The organism is Bradyrhizobium sp. in8p8 (genome assembly GCF_000426845.1).
In the GTDB taxonomy this organism is placed as follows: domain Bacteria; phylum Pseudomonadota; class Alphaproteobacteria; order Rhizobiales; family Xanthobacteraceae; genus Bradyrhizobium; species Bradyrhizobium japonicum_C.
In genome coordinates, this window is sequence record NZ_AUGD01000005.1 from 283553 (window position 1) to 300349 (window position 16797).

A 16797-nucleotide genomic window follows, 5' to 3' on the forward strand; every position below is an offset into this window, starting at 1 on the left:
CCGGCCGTCACGCTCTCTGCACGAAGCTGTCCACGACCTTCTTCTCGCCGGCCTTGTCGAAGGCGATGGTGAGCTTGTTGCCGTCGATCCTGGTGACGCGGCCATAGCCGAATTTCTGGTGGAAGACGCGGTCGTCCAGCGCAAATTCCGAGGTCGTGCCGGTGGATTTGGCGACCAACTCGCCTTCGATGGTCATCGGCCCGCGACGGCGCGAGGAGAAGCTGCCGAAATCCGGTCCGGATGACGAGGCCGAGGAGAACGTCGCCGTCTCTTCCTCGAAGCCGCTTCTGCCGCCACCGCGATTGCGATTGGCCTGCGCGCGCTGCCAGCCCGGCGTCGAGTAGCTGGAGCCGAACGCCTCCATGTCGTCGAAGCGCGAGGCGCCGTAGCCGCCGCTGCCGCCCCAGCCGGAGCCGCCCTTGGATTCCGTGATCTCGACATTGGCCGCCGGCAATTCGTCGAGGAAGCGCGAGGGGATCGTGGTCGACCAGGTGCCGTGGATGCGCCGGTTGGTCGCAAAATAGATCTTCGCGCGGCGGCGCGCGCGGGTCAGGCCGACATGGCCGAGCCGGCGCTCTTCTTCCAGGCCCGCGCGGCCCTGTTCGTCCAGCGTGCGCTGGCTCGGGAACAGGCCTTCCTCCCAGCCCGGCAGGAACACGTTATCGAATTCGAGGCCCTTGGCCGAATGCAGCGTCATCAGCGACACCGCGTCGTCCTCGGCGCCGCCCTCGCGGTCCATCACCAGCGAGATGTGCTCGAGAAACCCTTGCAGGTTCTCGAACTCCTCCATCGAGCGCACCAGCTCTTTGAGGTTCTCCAGCCGGCCTGCAGCATCCGCCGAACGGTCCTTCTGCCACATCTCGGTATAGCCGCTCTCGTCGAGCACGATCTGGGCGAGATCGGTGTGCGCGGTGACCTCGCGCTGGGCGCGCCAGCGGTCGAACTGTGCGATGAGATCGCGCAAGGAGCCGCGCGCCTTCGGCTTCAGCTCGTCGGTCTCGACCACGGCGCGCGCGGCCTCGAACAGCGGAATGCGGCGCTTGCGGGCATGGTCGTGCAGCATCTGCACGGTGGCGTCGCCGAGGCCGCGCTTGGGCGTATTGACGATGCGCTCGAAGGCGAGATCGTCGGCCGGCGAATTGATGACGCGCAAATAGGCCAGCGCGTCGCGGATCTCGGCGCGCTCGTAGAAGCGCGGGCCGCCGATGACGCGATAGGACAGGCCGAGCGTGACGAAGCGGTCTTCGAACTCGCGCATCTGGTAGGAGGCGCGCACGAGAATGGCGATCTCGTTGAGCTTCTCGCCCTGGCGCTGCAGCTGCTCGATCTCCTCGCCGATGCCGCGGGCTTCCTCTTCCGAATCCCAGGAGCCCGTGACGGTGACCTTCTCGCCGTCCTGGTCCTCGGTGCGCAACGTCTTGCCCAGCCGGCCTTCGTTGTGTGCGATCAGATGCGAGGCGGCGGCGAGGATATGCCCGGTCGAGCGGTAGTTGCGTTCCAGACGAATGACCTTGGCGCCGGGGAAATCGTGCTCGAAGCGCAGGATGTTGTCGACCTCGGCGCCGCGCCAGCCATAGATCGACTGGTCGTCGTCGCCGACGCAGCAGATGTTCCTGGTGGGGCCCTTTTCGCTCGCGGAAACAAGCCTCGCATCATGTCTCTCGTCATCACCGGGCCGACGCGCAGCGTCGAGACCCGGTGATCCATCTTGTGACGAAGCGATGGATTGCCGGGTCAAGCCCGGCAATGACGAACTGGAGGACGGCGCCTGCGACAGCAGCCGCAGCCACAGATATTGCGCGACGTTCGTATCCTGATACTCGTCCACCAGGATGAATTTGAAGCGCTGCTGGTACTGCCTGAGGATATCGGGATGCTCGCGGAAGATGCGGATGTTCTCCAGCAGCAGATCACCGAAATCGGCCGCGTTCAAGATCTTCAGCCGCTCCTGGTAGCTCGCATAGAGCTTGCCGCCTTTGCCGTTGGCGAACATCGCAGCTTCGCCCGAAGGCACTTGCGAGGGCATCAGGCCGCGGTTCTTCCAGCCGTCGATGAGGCCTGCCAGCATGCGTGCCGGCCAGCGCTTGTCGTCGATGTTCTCGGCCTGCAGCAGCTGCTTCAGCAGCCGTACCTGGTCGTCGACATCGAGCACGGTGAAGTTCGACTTGAGCTGCGCCAGCTCGGCATGGATGCGCAGGATGCGCCCGCCGATGGAGTGGAAGGTACCGAGCCACGGCATGCCTTCCACGGCATGGCCGAGCATCTGGCCGAGCCGGTGCTTCATCTCGCGGGCGGCCTTGTTGGTGAAGGTCACCGACAGGATCTCGGCGGGGCGGGCGCGGCCCTGGCTGAGGATGTGGGCGATGCGCGTGGTCAGCACGCGCGTCTTGCCGGTGCCGGCGCCGGCCAGCACCAGAACCGGGCCGTCCAGCGTCTCCACGGCCTCGCGCTGCTCCGGATTGAGCCCGGAGAGGTATTTCGGGCCCACCGAGGCGCGCGCACGCGCGGCGATGCCGCCGGCTGCGGGTTGGTGGTCGGGAACGGCTGTGATCTTGCTTGGCTCGGTCATGCGAATCATTGGCCCCACGATGGCACCGCGGGGTGACGGAAGGGAGCCTTCTTAACAGGGATCGGTGGCTATATGGGGTGCCGAAACCGGGTTTTCCACGTGCGGGACAAGCCGATTTGTTCCCGCGAAGGACGCGAATTTCGCGCCTGGATGGGGCGGAACAATCGTTCCCGCCTTGAGATTGTCTGGGCATGTGGCGCGGCAAGCCGCGTCGACGCAGACAACATCAGGACGAGGGATTGACCATGCTAGGCTGGGTTGTGACGTTTCTGGTTATTGCACTGATCGCCGGCATCCTTGGCTTCGGCGGCATCGCCGGCGCTTCGATCGAGATCGCCAAGATCATCTTCTTCATCGCCGTGGTGCTGTTCCTGGTCTCGGCCGTGGTCGGCTTGGCGCGCGGCCGCAACAGGATATAGCAGCGATGGTCACCTCTCCCGCAGGGAGAGGTCAACCGCAGGCAGCACGACGCTGTCACCGCTTCGAGGGCATCGCCACGTTCCGGCCGATGCCCTCCGGTCGCGCCACGGCGCTGTGGGCCTTGGTGACCACAGCGATACGCTCGCGGATATCGGGCGGAAACGGCGCGACGCGCCGCGCGCTCATGTCCATGTGCAGTGACATGTTCTCCGAGGTCGCCGACAGCCAGCCTTCGCTCGCGTGCCGCATCTCCTCGAACGTGTGCAGCCGCTTGTCGTCCGCTTCCAGCAGCCAGACGAAGATCTGCACGGGATCGCCGAGATGGATCTCGCGCAAGTACCGCACGTGGCATTCGGCGGTGAAGGTCGAGCCGCCGCGCTCCTTCATGTAGCCGGGCCCGATCCCGAGCTCGAGCCAGAGCTGGTCGATCGCGCGGTCGAACATCACGTTGTAATAGGCCATGTTGAGGTGGCCATTATAGTCGATCCAATGCGGCTCGATTTGCATGATCGAGGCGCGGAACGGTTCGGCTTTGGGCGCTGAGGCGGCGGTGTCCGGCATGTTTCCTTCCAGCTATGCGTCCGGTCGCTTGACTTGACCGGTTTTATGTCCTTTGCCACGGTTCTTCTGTCGGGAGGAATTCCGTGGGCACCACCATCACCAATAATCCGCCGCGGCCGGAGCCGAAAGCCCTTGCGAGCGCGCTGGAGCAGCTTGCCGCACGCTTCGGCAACCGCCTCATCACCTCGCAGGCCGTGCGCGAGCAGCACGGCCATACCACAACATGGCTACCCAACCAGCCGCCGGATGGCGTGGTGATGGCGCAGGAGACAGCCGACATCCAGGACGTGGTGCGGATTTGTGCCAGAAACCGCGTGCCCGTCATCGCCTTCGGCACCGGCACCTCGCTCGAAGGCCAGGTCAACGCGCCGGCCGGCGGCATCTCGATCGACTTGCGCGACATGAACAAGGTGCTCGCGGTGCATGCCGAGGACCTCGACTGCGTGATCCAGCCCGGCGTCACCCGCAAGGCGCTCAACGAGCATCTGCGCGACCAGGGCCTGTTCTTCCCGATTGATCCCGGCGCGGATGCCTCGCTCGGCGGCATGGCCTCGACCCGAGCCTCCGGCACCAACGCGGTACGTTACGGCACCATGCGCGACAGCGTGCTGGCGCTGAAGGTGGTGCGCGGCGACGGCGAGATCATCACCACCGGCACGCGCGCCAAGAAGTCATCCGCCGGCTACGACCTGACGCATCTGTTCGTCGGCGCCGAGGGCACGCTCGGCATCATCTCCGAGCTGACCATCCGCCTGCGCGGCATTCCCGAGACCATCGCCGCCGGCGCGGTGTCGTTCGGGACCGTGCACGGTGCCTGCCAGGCCGTTATCCTTGCGATCCAGACCGGCATTCCCGTGGCGCGCATCGAACTGCTCAACGCCGCGCAGGTGAAGGCCTGCAACGCCTATTCGAAGCTGACGCTGCCGGAGACGCCGCTCCTGCTGATGGAATTCCACGGCAGCGAAATCGAGGTCGCCGAGCAGTCCAAGGCCTTCGGCGAGATCGCCAAGGAGTGTGGCGGCGGCGATTTCTCCTGGACCACCAAGCCGGAGGACCGTACCAAGCTATGGCAGGCGCGGCACGACGCCTATTGGTCCGTGAAGGCGTTGCGGCCCGGCGACAGCATCGGCGTGGTCGCGACCGACGTCTGCGTGCCGATCTCGCGGCTCGCCGATTGCGTCGGCGAGACCGAGGAGGATCTCAAGCGCCTCAATCTGCTGTCGCCGATCGTCGGCCATGTCGGCGACGGCAATTTCCACTGCTCGCTGGTCTGCGACATCAACGACCCCGACGAGATGGCGCGTGGCGAGGAGTTCATGCATCGCCTGGTCGAGCGTGCACAGTCCATGGACGGCACCTGCACCGGCGAGCACGGCATCGGCCAGGGCAAGCAGAAATATCTCAAGGCCGAGCTCGGCCCCGAGGCGATCGAAGCGATGCGGGCGCTGAAGAAGGCGCTCGATCCGCTCAACATTCTGAACCCCGGCAAGATCGTCCCGGAAGCATAGCGCACAGCGCAAGCCCCGCTTATGCTCGCTCCGACATTGACGGAGCGGGCAATGCGCTGGTTGGCGCGCAAGATGCGACAGGACATCTGGGACGAGGCGATCGAAGGGCCGCTCGGCGACATCGAAGCCGCCGCGCGCATTCGCGCCATCTGCGATTCCGCTTCAGCGATTGCGGCACAGGCCGGCGAGCGCCAGCGCTATGAACGCGCCGCCCGGGTCGCCATGGAAGTCGCGATGAAGATGTCCGACGATCTGATGCGCGATGACGCCGTGCGCCGGATCGTCAATCTCTGCATGAAGGCCGATGATCTCAAGACCGCGCAGATCCTGTCTCGCGCGATCCAGGCCGGCTGGATCCGGGAAGCAGTCCAGCGGGACCACCCGACGCTGTCGCAGGAAGCACCGGCTCGGGCCTGAGCGCGAGCCGGTGCGATATTGTGGCGGGTCGGATCAGTATCTGCGGTAGTCGCCGCGTGCCGGGCCGCCATAGCCACCACCATAGCCACCGCCGTAGCCACCGCGGCTCATGCCGATTCCGATCCCGATGCCGACACCCACGGCTGCGGGTGGGGGGGGCGGCGGGGCACGCTCGTAGACGACCACTTCGTCGGGCGGGGGCGGCCGGCGCGGCTTCGGCGGCGTCTCGACCACCTTGCGCTTTGGCGGGGTATCGTCGACGCGCTTCTTGAGGGTGGGCGGAACACTCGGATTGACAGGCGTCGCCGGCGTCGAGCACGGGCAGGTCGGTGCCGTCGCGACGGCGACCGGGGTCGCCGCCGCAGCGGTAGGCACGCCATAATTGCGGTTCTGGACGCGGAGCAGCAGCCGGCGCGCAGTTGCCGCGAGGTCGCTATTGTCCCAGTTCGCAAGATAGGCCTCGAACGAGGCGCGCGTGTTGATCGCCGTTGCACGCTCCCACGCCAGCATCTGGCGCCGTCGCTCCAGCACGGTGCGCAGGCGCGGCGTGCGGGTGTCCTGCGCGTAGAGCTCGATGTAGGCCTGATACGCCTCGACGGTGTCCTCGGTGATCACGAGCTCATAGGCGGTCATGGCTGGCTTGCCGCGCAATTCCTTGCGCCAGTCCTCGAGGCTGCGCGTGCCGCCGGCGAGCGCCATCGCGGATGCGCCGGGAAGGGCGGGCGTGTTGCCGCTGCTCTCGCCGAAGAACCTGAAGTCGGTGGTCAGCGACGAGCTTTCCCAGGGAATCTGCCGGCCGTCGGTCGATTGCGCCACGGCGACGCGGATGCGCTTGAACATCTCCTCGATCGGCAGATTGGGCTGTTTCGCGATCGTCAGCACAGCCGCGGTGTAAGGGCTGTCGATGCCGTTGCCGTCCTCGGCTTCGGCGCCGGGCGAGGTCGAATAGGAGATGAAGGAGCCGGGGGCGCCGGCCTTGGTGTCGACGATCGCAAGCCCGTGGCCGGCGCCGCGGAGCGCGGGGAACGGATTGTTGCGGCAGGCATCCAGCATGAAGATGCGCGCCCGCGTCGGCAGAGCGCCGAGCGTGTTGAGCATGTCGTTCAGCCGCACGCCCTGCAGCGGAATGTCGGCCTCGCGCTTGGGATCGAGATCCACGGGAACGAGATAGTTCTCGCCGTCGATCTGCAGGCCGTGGCCGGCATAGAACACCAAGGCGACCGTATCGGGGCCGCTGGCACTGACCTTGCCGGCGAAGTCCGAGATCGCCGCCCGCATCTCGTTCTGCGCCAGATTGGCGGCGGTCGTGACGGTAAAGCCGGCGTTGCCGAGCAGCTCCGTCATGCCCTTGGCGTCGTTGGCGGCGTTGGGCAGCTCCGGCACCGTCCGATAGGCGGATTGGCCGATCACCAGCGCGAGCCGCGCTTCGGCCGCGGCATCGGCCGGAATCATCAATTGCGTGAGCGCGAGAAGACCGGAAGCAAGCAGAAAGTTGGATAACGTAGGGCGGCGCATGGTGTCACCTCCATCGGCAATGCGCGCGATGATGTCACTTTTTCTAGGTTGGCGCCATGAGGCAGTCTGTGCGCTGGATCACGCTCATAGCCGCGACAAAATGGTCAGGTGGTGTTTCGACACGTCGAGGCGACAGGCGGCGACCGTGAACGGCCCTACAGCCGATCCACCGCCCTGAACGTCCCGTCCTTCTGAATCACCGTCAAGTACACCTTTGGCGGCGCATCGATCATGCGAATGCCCACGGTGACGGTGCTGCCGCTGATGTCGAAGCGCCCGACATCGTTGATGGCGCGCAGCAGGCTTGCGCGCGTCGGTTGCGGTCCGGCCTTCTCCAACGCCGCGGCCACGAGACGGCCGGAGAGATAGCCTTCCAGGGACACGAAGTCCGGTGTCAGCGTCGGATCGAACGCCCGCTGCGCCGCCTGGTAGTCGGCGACCAGCTTGAGCGAACGGTCCCAGGGAGACGGCACGACCTGCGAGACGATGACGCCTTCGCCCTCAGGGCCGAGCTCGGTCGCGAGCGCATTGGCGCCGACGAAGGAGATGTTGACGAAGGTCGGATAGAAGCCGCTGCGGTGTGCGAGCTTGATGAAATCCGCGCAGGGCCCGTAGGTCCCGACCATCACGATGGCCTCCGGTTCGGCACGCTTGATCATCCGCCAGGCCCCGCTGACCGCGCGGGTGTTGCGTTCGAAAGTGCCTTCGGCGGCGAGCTCGAGGCCGCGCTTCGCGAGCGCGCGCTTCACGCCGAGGAGACCGTCGCGGCCGAAGGAATCGTCCTGGTAGAAGATGCCGATGCGGGTGAAGTGGCGATCCTCGGTGAGGTGCTTGATCCATGCCTCCGCCTCCGCGCCATAGCTCGCGCGGATGTTGACGACGTTGGGAAGCTCGAGGTCGCGCAGGAACTCGGCGCCGCTGAAGGGGCCGATGAACGGAATGTTCCTCGCACTTGTGATCGGTATCGTCGCCATCGCTGTCGGCGTGCCCACCGCGCCGATCAGCGCGAACACCTTGTCGTCCTCGATCAGGCGCAGCGTCTGCGCCACAGACCGATCAGGGTCGTAGCCGTCGTCGCGGCTGATGAGCTGGAGCTTGCGGCCGTGGACGCCACCCTTGGCGTTGACTTCGGTGAACGCTGCGACGATGCCTTGCCGCATGCGCTGTCCGAGCGCCGAGGAGGGACCCTCGAGCGCAGCGGCCTGTCCGAACAGGATCGCATCCTCGCTGACGCCGGCCTCGTCGCCGCTGGCGGCCAACGTGGTCGCGGCCAGGAACACGACTGTCAGGACGACGGATCTCGCGGATCGGAATCGATGCATCGTATGGTTTTGCCGAATGTGAGGTACATGCCTGCCGCAACATATTCCTGCGAGCCTGAATCGCTCACTAAGCGCCGCTCTGTCGGAGGTCCGTACTACTCCGGGCTAAACCGGCAATTTGTTTCCACTCTGGCGGGTTGTCTGCGCACTTCATTAACTAATTCGTGCACCGCGGAACGATCGGGTTCCGACATTGTGCATTTTCTTAACCGCGGTCTTGTTCCGATAGCGGGGCCGGCACCTCAACCAGAGGTTCGGTTCGTCGAGAGAGGGGACGGCGGTTTCAACATGGGCGATCGCGATCAGAATGATCAGGATCGGAGACGTTCGAGCGGATGGTGGCGCGCCGCGCCGCTGCTCGGGCTCTATCGCCCCGCGCTCGTTGCGATCGGCGTCGGCCTGCTATTCTCGGTTGCCGGTGCTGCCGCCGTGGCGCGATGGGAGGATCGCGTCAACAGGATCGAGTTCGGCAACGCGGCCGAGACCCAAGCGATCGTCATGCAGAACGGTATGAACGAGTACATCTCGAGGCTTCTCGCACTGCGCACGCTGTTCGAATCGACCAGTGACGAAGTCACTCGCAGCGAGTTCGAGACCTTCAGCGCGCGCCTGTTCGAGCGCCATCCCGGCATGCTGCGCATTGCCTGGTTGCCGCGCGTCAGCCGCAAGGAGCGCGCAGATTACGAGGCTGCAGCGATCAGGGAAGGCGTGTCCGGCTATCGCATCAGATCGCTCCAGGGCGAGAGTTTCGCCACCGCGCCGCAGAGCGACGAATATTTTCCGGTGTTCTACTCGACGCAGCCGAAGACCTCCCCGGTCTACGGCATGGACTACACGACCGTTCCCGAACGGCGGGCCGTGCTGGAGCGTGCGCGCGACAACGATCGCGTCGCCGGCATGCGCACGCGCCTGTTCGTGCCGCGGGAGGGGAGCCGGCTGCCCGACGTCCTCGTCGCGATTCCAGTCTACGCCAAGGGTACGTCGCGCGATGAGATCGCGGACCGGCGCCGCAATCTCGCCGGCTTCGTCGTCGGCATCTTCGACCTGCCTTTGCTGATCCAGTCCATTCGCACGACCACCGGAGCGAGCTCTGCCGTCAGCATGAACGTTTATCCGCCCTTCACGCCCCAGATCGTGAGCCTGGAGCAAACGCTGCCGGATTATTCGTCGGACGCCACGGCGCCCCAGTCGATGCCGGACGTCGCGCGGATCCGCCACTGGTCGGGCACTCTCCGTATCGGCGATAGCGAGTGGCAGGTGCGGGCGGTTCCAAGCGCCGGCGGTCCGCTGGCGACCAGTTACGATCGCGCCGTTGCCGTCCTCATCGTCGGCATGCTGCTGACGCTGTCGCTGTCGACCTATCTGATGCTCGCGAGCCGCAATTCGCGACGGCTGTCGCTTGCCAACCGGCGCGTGCTCGAGCTTGCCCAGACCGACATCCTCACCGGGCTGCCGAACCGCGCTTTTTTCCTCGCCCGGCTAGAGGAGATCAACATGCAGCTGAGCGTGAGGGGCCTGCCCTTCTCGATCCTGATGCTCGACCTCGACCGCTTCAAGAACGTCAACGACTCCCTCGGCCACGCAGCCGGTGATGCGCTGCTGCGCCAGGTCGGGCAGCGGCTGAAATCCGCCCTGCGTCCCAAAGACGTGCTGGCGCGGCTCGGCGGCGACGAATTCGCCATCATTCAGGAAACGGGCGAGGATCAGCGCACCTGCTCGACCGAGCTGGCGGCCCGGATCGCCAGGCTCGTGAGCGAGCCGTTCCTGCTGCCCGGGCATCGCGTCGAGATCGGCACCAGTATCGGCATCGCGATCGCGCCGGATCACGGCAGCGACCAGGAGCAGCTCCTGAAGAAGGCAGACCTCGCGCTCTATCGTTCGAAATCGGCGGGCCGCAACTGCTTCACCATCTACGACGAGGCGATGTCGGCCGAGCTGGAGGCTCGCAACACGCTGGAGGGGGATCTGCGCGACGCCATCGCGCAGTGCCAGCTTGAGGTGCATTACCAGCCGTTCGTCGACGCGCTCAGCGGCGCCCGGCGCGGCTTCGAGGCGCTGGTGCGCTGGCGGCACCCGATGCGCGGACTGATTCCGCCGGACCAGTTCATCGCGCTCGCGGAGGAGACCGGGTTGATCGTGCCGCTCGGCGAGTTCGTGCTGCGGCGCGCCTGCGAAGATGCCGCCGGATGGCCCTCCGATCTCAGGGTCGCCGTCAACCTGTCACCGATCCAGTTCAAGGAGGCCGAGCTGTTCGGGATGATCTGTGCGGCGCTCGCCGATTCCGGCCTGCCGCCGCAGCGGCTTGAGATCGAGATCACTGAATCGGTGTTGCTGGAGCGCGGCGCCGAGAACCATGCCTTCATGGAGCGGCTGAAGGGCATCGGCATCGAACTCGCGCTCGACGATTTCGGCACCGGCTATTCGTCCCTCAGCTATCTCACCGCGTTCCCGTTCGCCAAGATCAAGATCGACAAGTCGTTCATCCGCAATCTGACGCAGCAACCGCGCAGCTTCGCGATCATCTCCGCGATCGTGACGCTGGCGCGCGGGCTCGGCATGTCCGTCACCGCCGAGGGCGTGGAGACCCGCGAGGAATTCGAGCGGCTGAAGGCGCTCGGCGTCAATTTCGCGCAAGGCTATCTGTTCGGCCGACCGCAGCCCATCGAGCGGATCGCGATCGACGCGCCGGTCAAACGCTCACGCCTCGACGCCGCCTGAGCACGCTGTCCAAACGGCAACGTATGAGTTGACCCCGGTACGCTGAAGCGTCCGCAGCGTCATGCCCGGTATTCCTCCGTGAAGACCTCACACGCGGAATTCGCTTGACCCGGACGGCCCCGGATGTTCGGTAGAACCGTCTAGGGGTGAAACAATCTGATCATGCGGCTTCCGTTCTTCTACGGCTGGGTCGTGGTGGCCGTGACCTTCGTTACCATGGCCATCGGCGTCAACGCGCGCACGGCCTTTTCGCTGTTCTTTCCGCCCATCATCTCCGAGTTCGGCTGGGAGCGCGGTGTCACCGCGGGCGCTTTCTCGTTCGGCTTCGTGGTCTCGGGCGTGGTCAGTCCGCTGATCGGCCGCCTGATGGATCGCGCCGGTCCGCGCGCGGTGATGGAGCTCGGTGTCGTGTTGATGGGCGGCGGGCTGCTGCTGGCTCCGCTGACGAGCGCGCCTTGGCATCTCTACGTCACCATCGGCGTCATGGTCGGGGCCGGCTCGGTTTGTCTGGGCTATTCCGGCCAGTCGCTGTTTCTGCCGAACTGGTTCATCCGCAAGCGCGGCTTCGCGATCGGGATCGCTTTCGCCGGCGTCGGCATCGGCTCGGTGACGCTGCTGCCATGGGTTCAGCACATGATCGAGCAGACCGGTTGGCGTACCGCCTGCACCGCGATGGGCCTGCTCATTCTGGTCGTGCTGGCGCCGATCAATTTGCTGCTGCACAAGCGGCCGGAGGACATCGGTCTTTCGCCGGATGGCGATGCCGCTCCGGCGGCGGGCGCGGCCCAGCCGATCTCCAATATCGTCGATCCCGCCTGGGTCGGCACCGATTGGACGCTCAAGCGGGCCGTCGCGACCGCGCGGTTCTGGTGGATTGCTCTGGGCTATTTCTGTGGTCTCTACATCTGGTACGCAGTGCAGGTGCACCAGACTAAATTCCTGCTCGACATCGGCTTCAGCCCGGGCGTTGCGGTGTGGGCACTTGGCATTGTCAGCCTGCTCGGCATTCCCGGCCAGATCCTGCTCGGCCACGTCTCGGACCGCATCGGACGCGAATGGGTCTGGGCGACCAGCTGCGCAGGTTTCGTCATCTGCTTCGCAGCGCTGATCGCGCTGAAGTACCTGCCAGCACTCTGGCTCGTTTACGTCATGGTGTTCGTGCAGGGCGCGCTCGGCTACGGCCTCACCTCGATCATGGGCGCCGTGGTGTTCGAGATATTCCAGGGCAAGCATCAGGGCAGCATCTTCGGCACGATCATGCTGGCGGCGCTGGCCGGCGGTGCGGCCGGACCGTGGGTGACCGGCCTCCTCCATGATCGCGCCGGCGATTACACGCTCGCCTTCGGTATCGCCATCGCCATGAGCGGACTGTCGGCATTCGCGATCTGGCAGGCCGCACCGCGCAAGGTGCGCGCCGTCGCCGGCCGGCTGCACAAGCTCCGCGGCGGTGTCGGGACTTAGGTTCTCGAACGCTGCATTACCGTTCTTCTTTTTGGGAGAACGTTAAGCATGCCGCCTCTTGCCGGGACCGCCGCGGCATCGCAAAAACGTCTTGGACACCATCGGAGCGCTAGCGTCGGGAGAATGCCATTTATTCCCGATGCCTTCTGGGTCCGATGATGACTGCCTCAGATTGTCTTGTGACCGAAGCGCCGGACGTGCTGCGGGCGGCGCTCGAACGCGCCGACGACGGCATCGTCATCATCGACGGCGCGCGCCGCATCACCCATTTCAACGCAGCCGCAGAGCGAATCTGGAAGCTCGCGCGCGCTGAGGCGCTCGGTCTCGGCGCCGCAATTCTCGATCTCAGATGCCTGCAGGCGGATGCGGTCGCGGAGTTGCGCGACGAGATCAGCCTCACCCGGCGCGACGGCAGCAGGATCCGGGTGGCCATTTCGGTTTCCTGCATCGACAGCGGCACAGGGGTTCATCACGTCGTGTTCGCGCGCGACGTCACCGCCGAGGTCGAACGGCGCGCGCGGATTGCGCTGCTCGACGCCGTCTCGGACCAGACCAACCGCGCCGTGCTCGTCACCGACCCGGAGCTGGGCATCCGCTACACCAATGCGGCGTTCACATCGTTGTTCGGCTACTCCGCCGCGGAGGCGGAAGGCCGGCGAGTGACCGATCTTCTGGCTGGTCCCCACACCGACCGGAAGGCCATGACGACGATCGGAAGGCGTCTCATCAAGGGCGGTCCAGGCGGCGAAGCCGATATCCTCACCTATGCCAGGGACGGCGAGGAAATCTGGGTCTCTGCCCGGATCGATGCCTTCCGCGACGGGAAGGGCCGGGTCAAGCACATCTTCGCGCTGCTCGAAGACATCACAGAAACCAAGCAGCTGCGCTCACTTCAGCAGCTCATCATGACCGCGCTCGCGGACGAGGTGCCGATCGGCGAGATCGCCGACCGGCTGTGCCGCCGCGTCGAGGAGATCGCGCCCGACGTCGTCTGCTCGCTGCTTCACATCGATGCCGCCGGCCTGATCCATCCCCTCGGCGGTCCCAGCCTGCCTGAGGATTATTCCCGCGCGCTGGACGGCCTCGCCATCGGTCCCAATGTGGGCTCTTGTGGCACCGCCGCCTTCTATGGCGAGCCGGTGCTGGCGACCGATCTCGACACTGATCCGCGCTGGCAGCCTTTCAAGGCGATGCCGCTCGGGGTCGGCCTGCGCGCCTGCTGGTCGACTCCGGTCAAGGCCAAGGACGGCCGCGTCATTGCGACCTTTGCCTTCTACTATCGGGAGTCACGTGCCCCGAGCAATTGGCACCGGCGCATTGTCGAGGCTTGCGTCAATCTCGGCGCCTTCGCGATCGAGCGCAAGGAAGCCCGCGCCGAGATCGCGCGGCTGGCCTATCATGACATCCTCACCGGGTTGCCGAACCGCGCTCAGCTGCGGCACCTGATCACCACGGCCATTGATGCCTGTCCGACCGGCGGCCATGTCGCACTGGCCTTCCTCGACGTCGATCACTTCAAGGACGTCAACGACACGCTCGGCCACGCCGCCGGCGATGAGCTGTTGGTGCAGCTCGCGCAGCGCCTGCGCGAGCATATCGACCCCGGCGACATGCTGGGGCGACTCGGCGGCGACGAGTTCGTCATTCTGCTGCCGCAACGCAACGCCGCGAGCGCCGAGCGCGTCGCTGCCGAAATCACCCGAGCGCTGGCCCGGCCGCTGCGTCTCGGATCGAAGCTGATGCCGATGTCGGCCAGTATCGGCATCAGCCTCTACCCCGATCACGCCACCGATATCGACACGCTGATGCAACAGGCCGACGCTGCCATGTACATGGCCAAACAGGCTGGCCGCTCGACCCACCGCATCTTCAATGCCGAGATGAACGGGCTGGCCGAGCAGCGGTTGGCGCTGATCGCGGCGCTGCGCCGCGCCACTGCGGAGGGCGCGCTGAGCCTCAGCTACCAGCCGCAGATCCGCAGTTGCGACGGCGCCATCCACGGCGTCGAGGCACTGGCGCGCTGGCGTGATGCCGTGCTCGGCGACGTCTCCCCCGCAAAATTCATCGCGCTCGCGGAGGAATGCGGGCTGATCGAGCAGATCGGCATGTGGTCGGTGCGCGAAGCCTGTCGGCAGATGGCGAGCTGGCGTCGCGCCGGCCTCAACATTCCCTGTGTCTCGGTGAACCTGTCGCCGATCAATTTCCGCAACGTCACGCTGGCTGCGCGGCTCAAGGACATCCTCGCCGAATACGATCTGCCGCCGGACGCGCTGGTGCTGGAGATCACCGAAGGCGCGTTCATGCAGGACGGCGCCGCAGCGCTGGAGACGATGAACGCGATCCGCGAGCTCGGCGTCGGCCTCTCGGTCGACGACTTCGGCACCGGCTATTCCAGCCTGAGCCGGCTCGCGCATCTGCCGATCCGCGAACTCAAGATCGACCGCAGCTTCATGCGCGACATCGAGACGGATGCGGGCGCGCTTGCGATCGCCACCGCCGTGGTCCGCGTCGGGCAGGGCCTCGGCATGACCGTGGTCGCCGAGGGCGTCGAGACCGAGGGACAGCGCAAGACGCTGGCCGAGCTCGGCTGCGACATCGTCCAGGGCTTCCTCTATGCACCGGCGCTGCCTCCGGTCGCCTTCGAACGTTGGCTGATCGAGCACTGCGCGGAGCAGGCGAGGACGATGCTGGGACGGCTCGATGTCGCGGCAGTCGGACACGAGGCGGTGAAGCGGACGGCGTAGCTGCCTTTGGGCGATATTCCCCGCAGATTGGAACGCATCGGTATCCGGCGATTTGGTCTTCGACTTCCGCCGGAGGGGCACCGCGCCATGCCCTGTTTGCAATTTGCGTGGGCTCGATGAAAAGACCGGAAAGCAGCGCCACCGTCCGCGCGGCAGGCTTTCGACCTTCGCAAGCGCAGCTTAGGGCCATCACGGCCTGGGTGGCTCGTCAGAACGACAAGCCCGGCCTGTCGGAGGCAATAAGCCGCCTGGTGGAGCTGGGGCTGGCGTTCCACGCCGAGCCGGATCGCCAGAAGCAGCGCGCCCGCAAAATGGCCGCCGATGCGATCGACGGCATGGGAGACACGACCACGACGGCGGAGGGTAGGGCGGTCCGCAAGCGGGATTTGCTCGATGGACCCAAGGAGTTCGGCCGGGTACGAATTGATCGGTCGAAGCGCAACAAGCGGGTCCGGGAATAGGCCGAGCTCGAAGAAGCCGCCGACATCGGGGACTTCGAATCACCAAAGACATGGAGAACAAGCAATGAAACGGCATTCCCAATCGCGTGCAGCGATCGAGGCGAACAATGTCTTCAGGCAGGCCGCAGCGAAGCCCGCCACCGATTACGAAAAGGCGGAACAGGCTTTCCAGGCAAATCGAGAGCGCTTGAAGGCTGAACGGCTGGCGCGGGAGGCTGAACGACGAGGCCAGTCCGAAAGGACGAGCTAGTGTCGCAATTCTACTTCGATATCTGGGATGGTGAAGCGCTCGCCGTAGACGAGGAAGGTCTCGATCTTGCCAGCCGGCGGGCCGCAGAGATCGAGGCGGCGCTGTCCCTTGCCGACATCGCCAAACAGCTCGAGCCGTCCGCCAGCAGCGATGGCGTTGCCATCAATGTTCGGGATGCTGGTGGTCCCGTCTTGAGCGCGACGTTCGTCCGCGAGAGAGTTCGGTTGGTCAATTGAGATCGATCAAGGTGCTCACACTTGCGTGCTCCGGCTAGAGCATCGAAAGCACGACAATCCCGTCTTCGAGCTCGCCTGAGGCCATTCGCGCCCGCGCCATGCGCTCGAACTCCGTTCGGTGCTTCTGCAGATAGCTGAAGGCCTGCTTCTGTGTGTTGAACGTCGTGGCAAGCCGGCACATCTGGCGATTTGCGCCGGAGGCGAGAAAGAAGGTGATGGTTCCGTGGTCTGGCTTGAGTCTAGGCACGATCTGCTCTCCGGCATGTGATCGGCATTTCAGATCTTCGCCGGCGACGCTGAAGGCGACTATCGCGCCGGCTTCCTCAAGCGCTTCTTGGGCGTCGGCGGCGGCAACGCCAGCCGAAGAGCTTCATCGGCCGATTCCTTCGCCTGGCGCGCCTCGCGAAGCCGCGCCATGTTCTTGCGAACCTCGATGCCTTGCCTCTCGACGTCAGCCAACGCCCGCGCGCCTTCTTCAGCGGCCAGGCGCTTGCGATCGGAACGCGCGATGCTTGTGGGTGACGGCTCTGCCGATTTCTTGGTGCTCATCGTTCACTCGGCTCCGCAAACGACTAAACCCGCTCAATCCCTAGATTGAGCGGGCGGAGCGGCCGT

At 65.5% G+C, this 16797-nt stretch carries 14 protein-coding genes; 8 read left to right on the top strand and 6 right to left on the bottom strand.

The window, feature by feature from the left end; translation table 11 throughout:
• Positions 1-7: 7 nt before the first annotated feature.
• Positions 8-2578, bottom strand: a complete 2571-nt coding sequence (locus K408_RS0116105) for an ATP-dependent helicase (RefSeq protein WP_024339580.1) — start codon at positions 2576-2578, stop codon at positions 8-10.
• A 236-nt stretch (positions 2579-2814) separates the two neighbouring features.
• Between K408_RS0116105 and K408_RS0116110 the strand changes: the two genes are divergently transcribed.
• Positions 2815-2988, top strand: a complete 174-nt coding sequence (locus K408_RS0116110; protein WP_008556598.1) for a DUF1328 domain-containing protein — start codon at positions 2815-2817, stop codon at positions 2986-2988.
• Between the two features lie 55 nt (positions 2989-3043).
• On the opposite strand, the gene K408_RS0116115 is transcribed toward K408_RS0116110, so the two are convergent.
• On the bottom strand, positions 3044-3550 hold the full coding sequence (locus K408_RS0116115) for a thioesterase family protein (protein WP_024339581.1): 507 nt from the start codon (positions 3548-3550) through the stop codon (positions 3044-3046).
• Positions 3551-3633: 83 nt separating this feature from the next.
• Here K408_RS0116115 and K408_RS0116120 point away from each other — a divergent pair, with 83 nt between their 5' ends.
• Together K408_RS0116120 and K408_RS0116125 are read left to right on the top strand one after the other, a co-directional pair.
• Positions 3634-5058 (top strand): FAD-binding oxidoreductase, encoded by a 1425-nt coding sequence (locus tag K408_RS0116120; RefSeq protein WP_024339582.1) that lies wholly within the window; start codon positions 3634-3636, stop codon positions 5056-5058.
• 51 nt (positions 5059-5109) lie between these two features.
• Entirely contained in the window at positions 5110-5475 is a 366-nt protein-coding gene (locus K408_RS0116125; protein WP_024339583.1) for a hypothetical protein, read from the top strand.
• A 33-nt stretch (positions 5476-5508) separates the two neighbouring features.
• Here K408_RS0116125 and K408_RS0116130 read toward each other — a convergent pair whose 3' ends face one another.
• Together K408_RS0116130 and K408_RS0116135 are read right to left on the bottom strand one after the other, a co-directional pair.
• Positions 5509-6990: a caspase family protein gene (locus K408_RS0116130; protein WP_024339584.1), complete on the bottom strand. Its 1482-nt coding sequence runs from the start codon at positions 6988-6990 to the stop codon at positions 5509-5511.
• Positions 6991-7145: 155 nt separating this feature from the next.
• Positions 7146-8312 carry an ABC transporter substrate-binding protein gene (locus K408_RS0116135; protein WP_024339585.1) on the bottom strand — a complete coding sequence of 389 codons (1167 nt, stop codon included), beginning with the start codon at positions 8310-8312 and terminating at the stop codon, positions 7146-7148.
• A 288-nt stretch (positions 8313-8600) separates the two neighbouring features.
• Between K408_RS0116135 and K408_RS0116140 the strand changes: the two genes are divergently transcribed.
• From K408_RS0116140 to K408_RS0116165, 5 genes are all read left to right on the top strand, one after another.
• The gene (locus tag K408_RS0116140) at positions 8601-11030 is read left to right on the top strand and encodes a bifunctional diguanylate cyclase/phosphodiesterase (protein ID WP_024339586.1); all 2430 of its coding nucleotides are present in this window, start codon (positions 8601-8603) and stop codon (positions 11028-11030) included.
• 162 nt (positions 11031-11192) lie between these two features.
• A complete protein-coding gene (locus K408_RS0116145; RefSeq protein WP_024339587.1) occupies positions 11193-12491 on the top strand; it encodes an MFS transporter in 1299 nt (432 codons plus the stop codon).
• A gap of 158 nt (positions 12492-12649) precedes the next feature.
• On the top strand, positions 12650-15235 hold the full coding sequence (locus K408_RS0116150) for an EAL domain-containing protein (protein ID WP_024339588.1): 2586 nt from the start codon (positions 12650-12652) through the stop codon (positions 15233-15235).
• Positions 15236-15351: 116 nt separating this feature from the next.
• Positions 15352-15696, top strand: a complete 345-nt coding sequence (locus K408_RS0116155; RefSeq protein WP_024339589.1) for a hypothetical protein — start codon at positions 15352-15354, stop codon at positions 15694-15696.
• A gap of 249 nt (positions 15697-15945) precedes the next feature.
• Positions 15946-16182 (top strand): DUF6894 family protein, encoded by a 237-nt coding sequence (locus tag K408_RS0116165; protein WP_024339591.1) that lies wholly within the window; start codon positions 15946-15948, stop codon positions 16180-16182.
• Positions 16183-16216: 34 nt separating this feature from the next.
• On the opposite strand, the gene K408_RS0116170 is transcribed toward K408_RS0116165, so the two are convergent.
• Together K408_RS0116170 and K408_RS0116175 are read right to left on the bottom strand one after the other, a co-directional pair.
• Positions 16217-16429 carry a hypothetical protein gene (locus K408_RS0116170; protein ID WP_024339592.1) on the bottom strand — a complete coding sequence of 71 codons (213 nt, stop codon included), beginning with the start codon at positions 16427-16429 and terminating at the stop codon, positions 16217-16219.
• 59 nt (positions 16430-16488) lie between these two features.
• Positions 16489-16731, bottom strand: a complete 243-nt coding sequence (locus tag K408_RS0116175) for a hypothetical protein (RefSeq protein ID WP_024339593.1) — start codon at positions 16729-16731, stop codon at positions 16489-16491.
• Between the last annotated feature and the right edge of the window lie 66 nt (positions 16732-16797).

What these genes read in the sequence shown, in the direction of transcription:
- K408_RS0116125 (WP_024339583.1), top strand. Translation starts at nt 5,110, where the DNA reads ATGCGCTGGTTGGCGCGCAAGATGCGACAGGACATCTGGGACGAGGCG.
- K408_RS0116135 (WP_024339585.1), bottom strand. Translation starts at nt 8,312, where the DNA reads ATGCATCGATTCCGATCCGCGAGATCCGTCGTCCTGACAGTCGTGTTC.
- K408_RS0116130 (WP_024339584.1), bottom strand. Translation starts at nt 6,990, where the DNA reads ATGCGCCGCCCTACGTTATCCAACTTTCTGCTTGCTTCCGGTCTTCTC.
- K408_RS0116110 (WP_008556598.1), top strand. Translation starts at nt 2,815, where the DNA reads ATGCTAGGCTGGGTTGTGACGTTTCTGGTTATTGCACTGATCGCCGGC.
- K408_RS0116140 (WP_024339586.1), top strand. Translation starts at nt 8,601, where the DNA reads ATGGGCGATCGCGATCAGAATGATCAGGATCGGAGACGTTCGAGCGGA.
- K408_RS0116145 (WP_024339587.1), top strand. Translation starts at nt 11,193, where the DNA reads ATGCGGCTTCCGTTCTTCTACGGCTGGGTCGTGGTGGCCGTGACCTTC.
- K408_RS0116115 (WP_024339581.1), bottom strand. Translation starts at nt 3,550, where the DNA reads ATGCCGGACACCGCCGCCTCAGCGCCCAAAGCCGAACCGTTCCGCGCC.
- K408_RS0116105 (WP_024339580.1), bottom strand. Translation starts at nt 2,578, where the DNA reads ATGATTCGCATGACCGAGCCAAGCAAGATCACAGCCGTTCCCGACCAC.
- K408_RS0116150 (WP_024339588.1), top strand. Translation starts at nt 12,650, where the DNA reads ATGACTGCCTCAGATTGTCTTGTGACCGAAGCGCCGGACGTGCTGCGG.
- K408_RS0116155 (WP_024339589.1), top strand. Translation starts at nt 15,352, where the DNA reads ATGAAAAGACCGGAAAGCAGCGCCACCGTCCGCGCGGCAGGCTTTCGA.
- K408_RS0116175 (WP_024339593.1), bottom strand. Translation starts at nt 16,731, where the DNA reads ATGAGCACCAAGAAATCGGCAGAGCCGTCACCCACAAGCATCGCGCGT.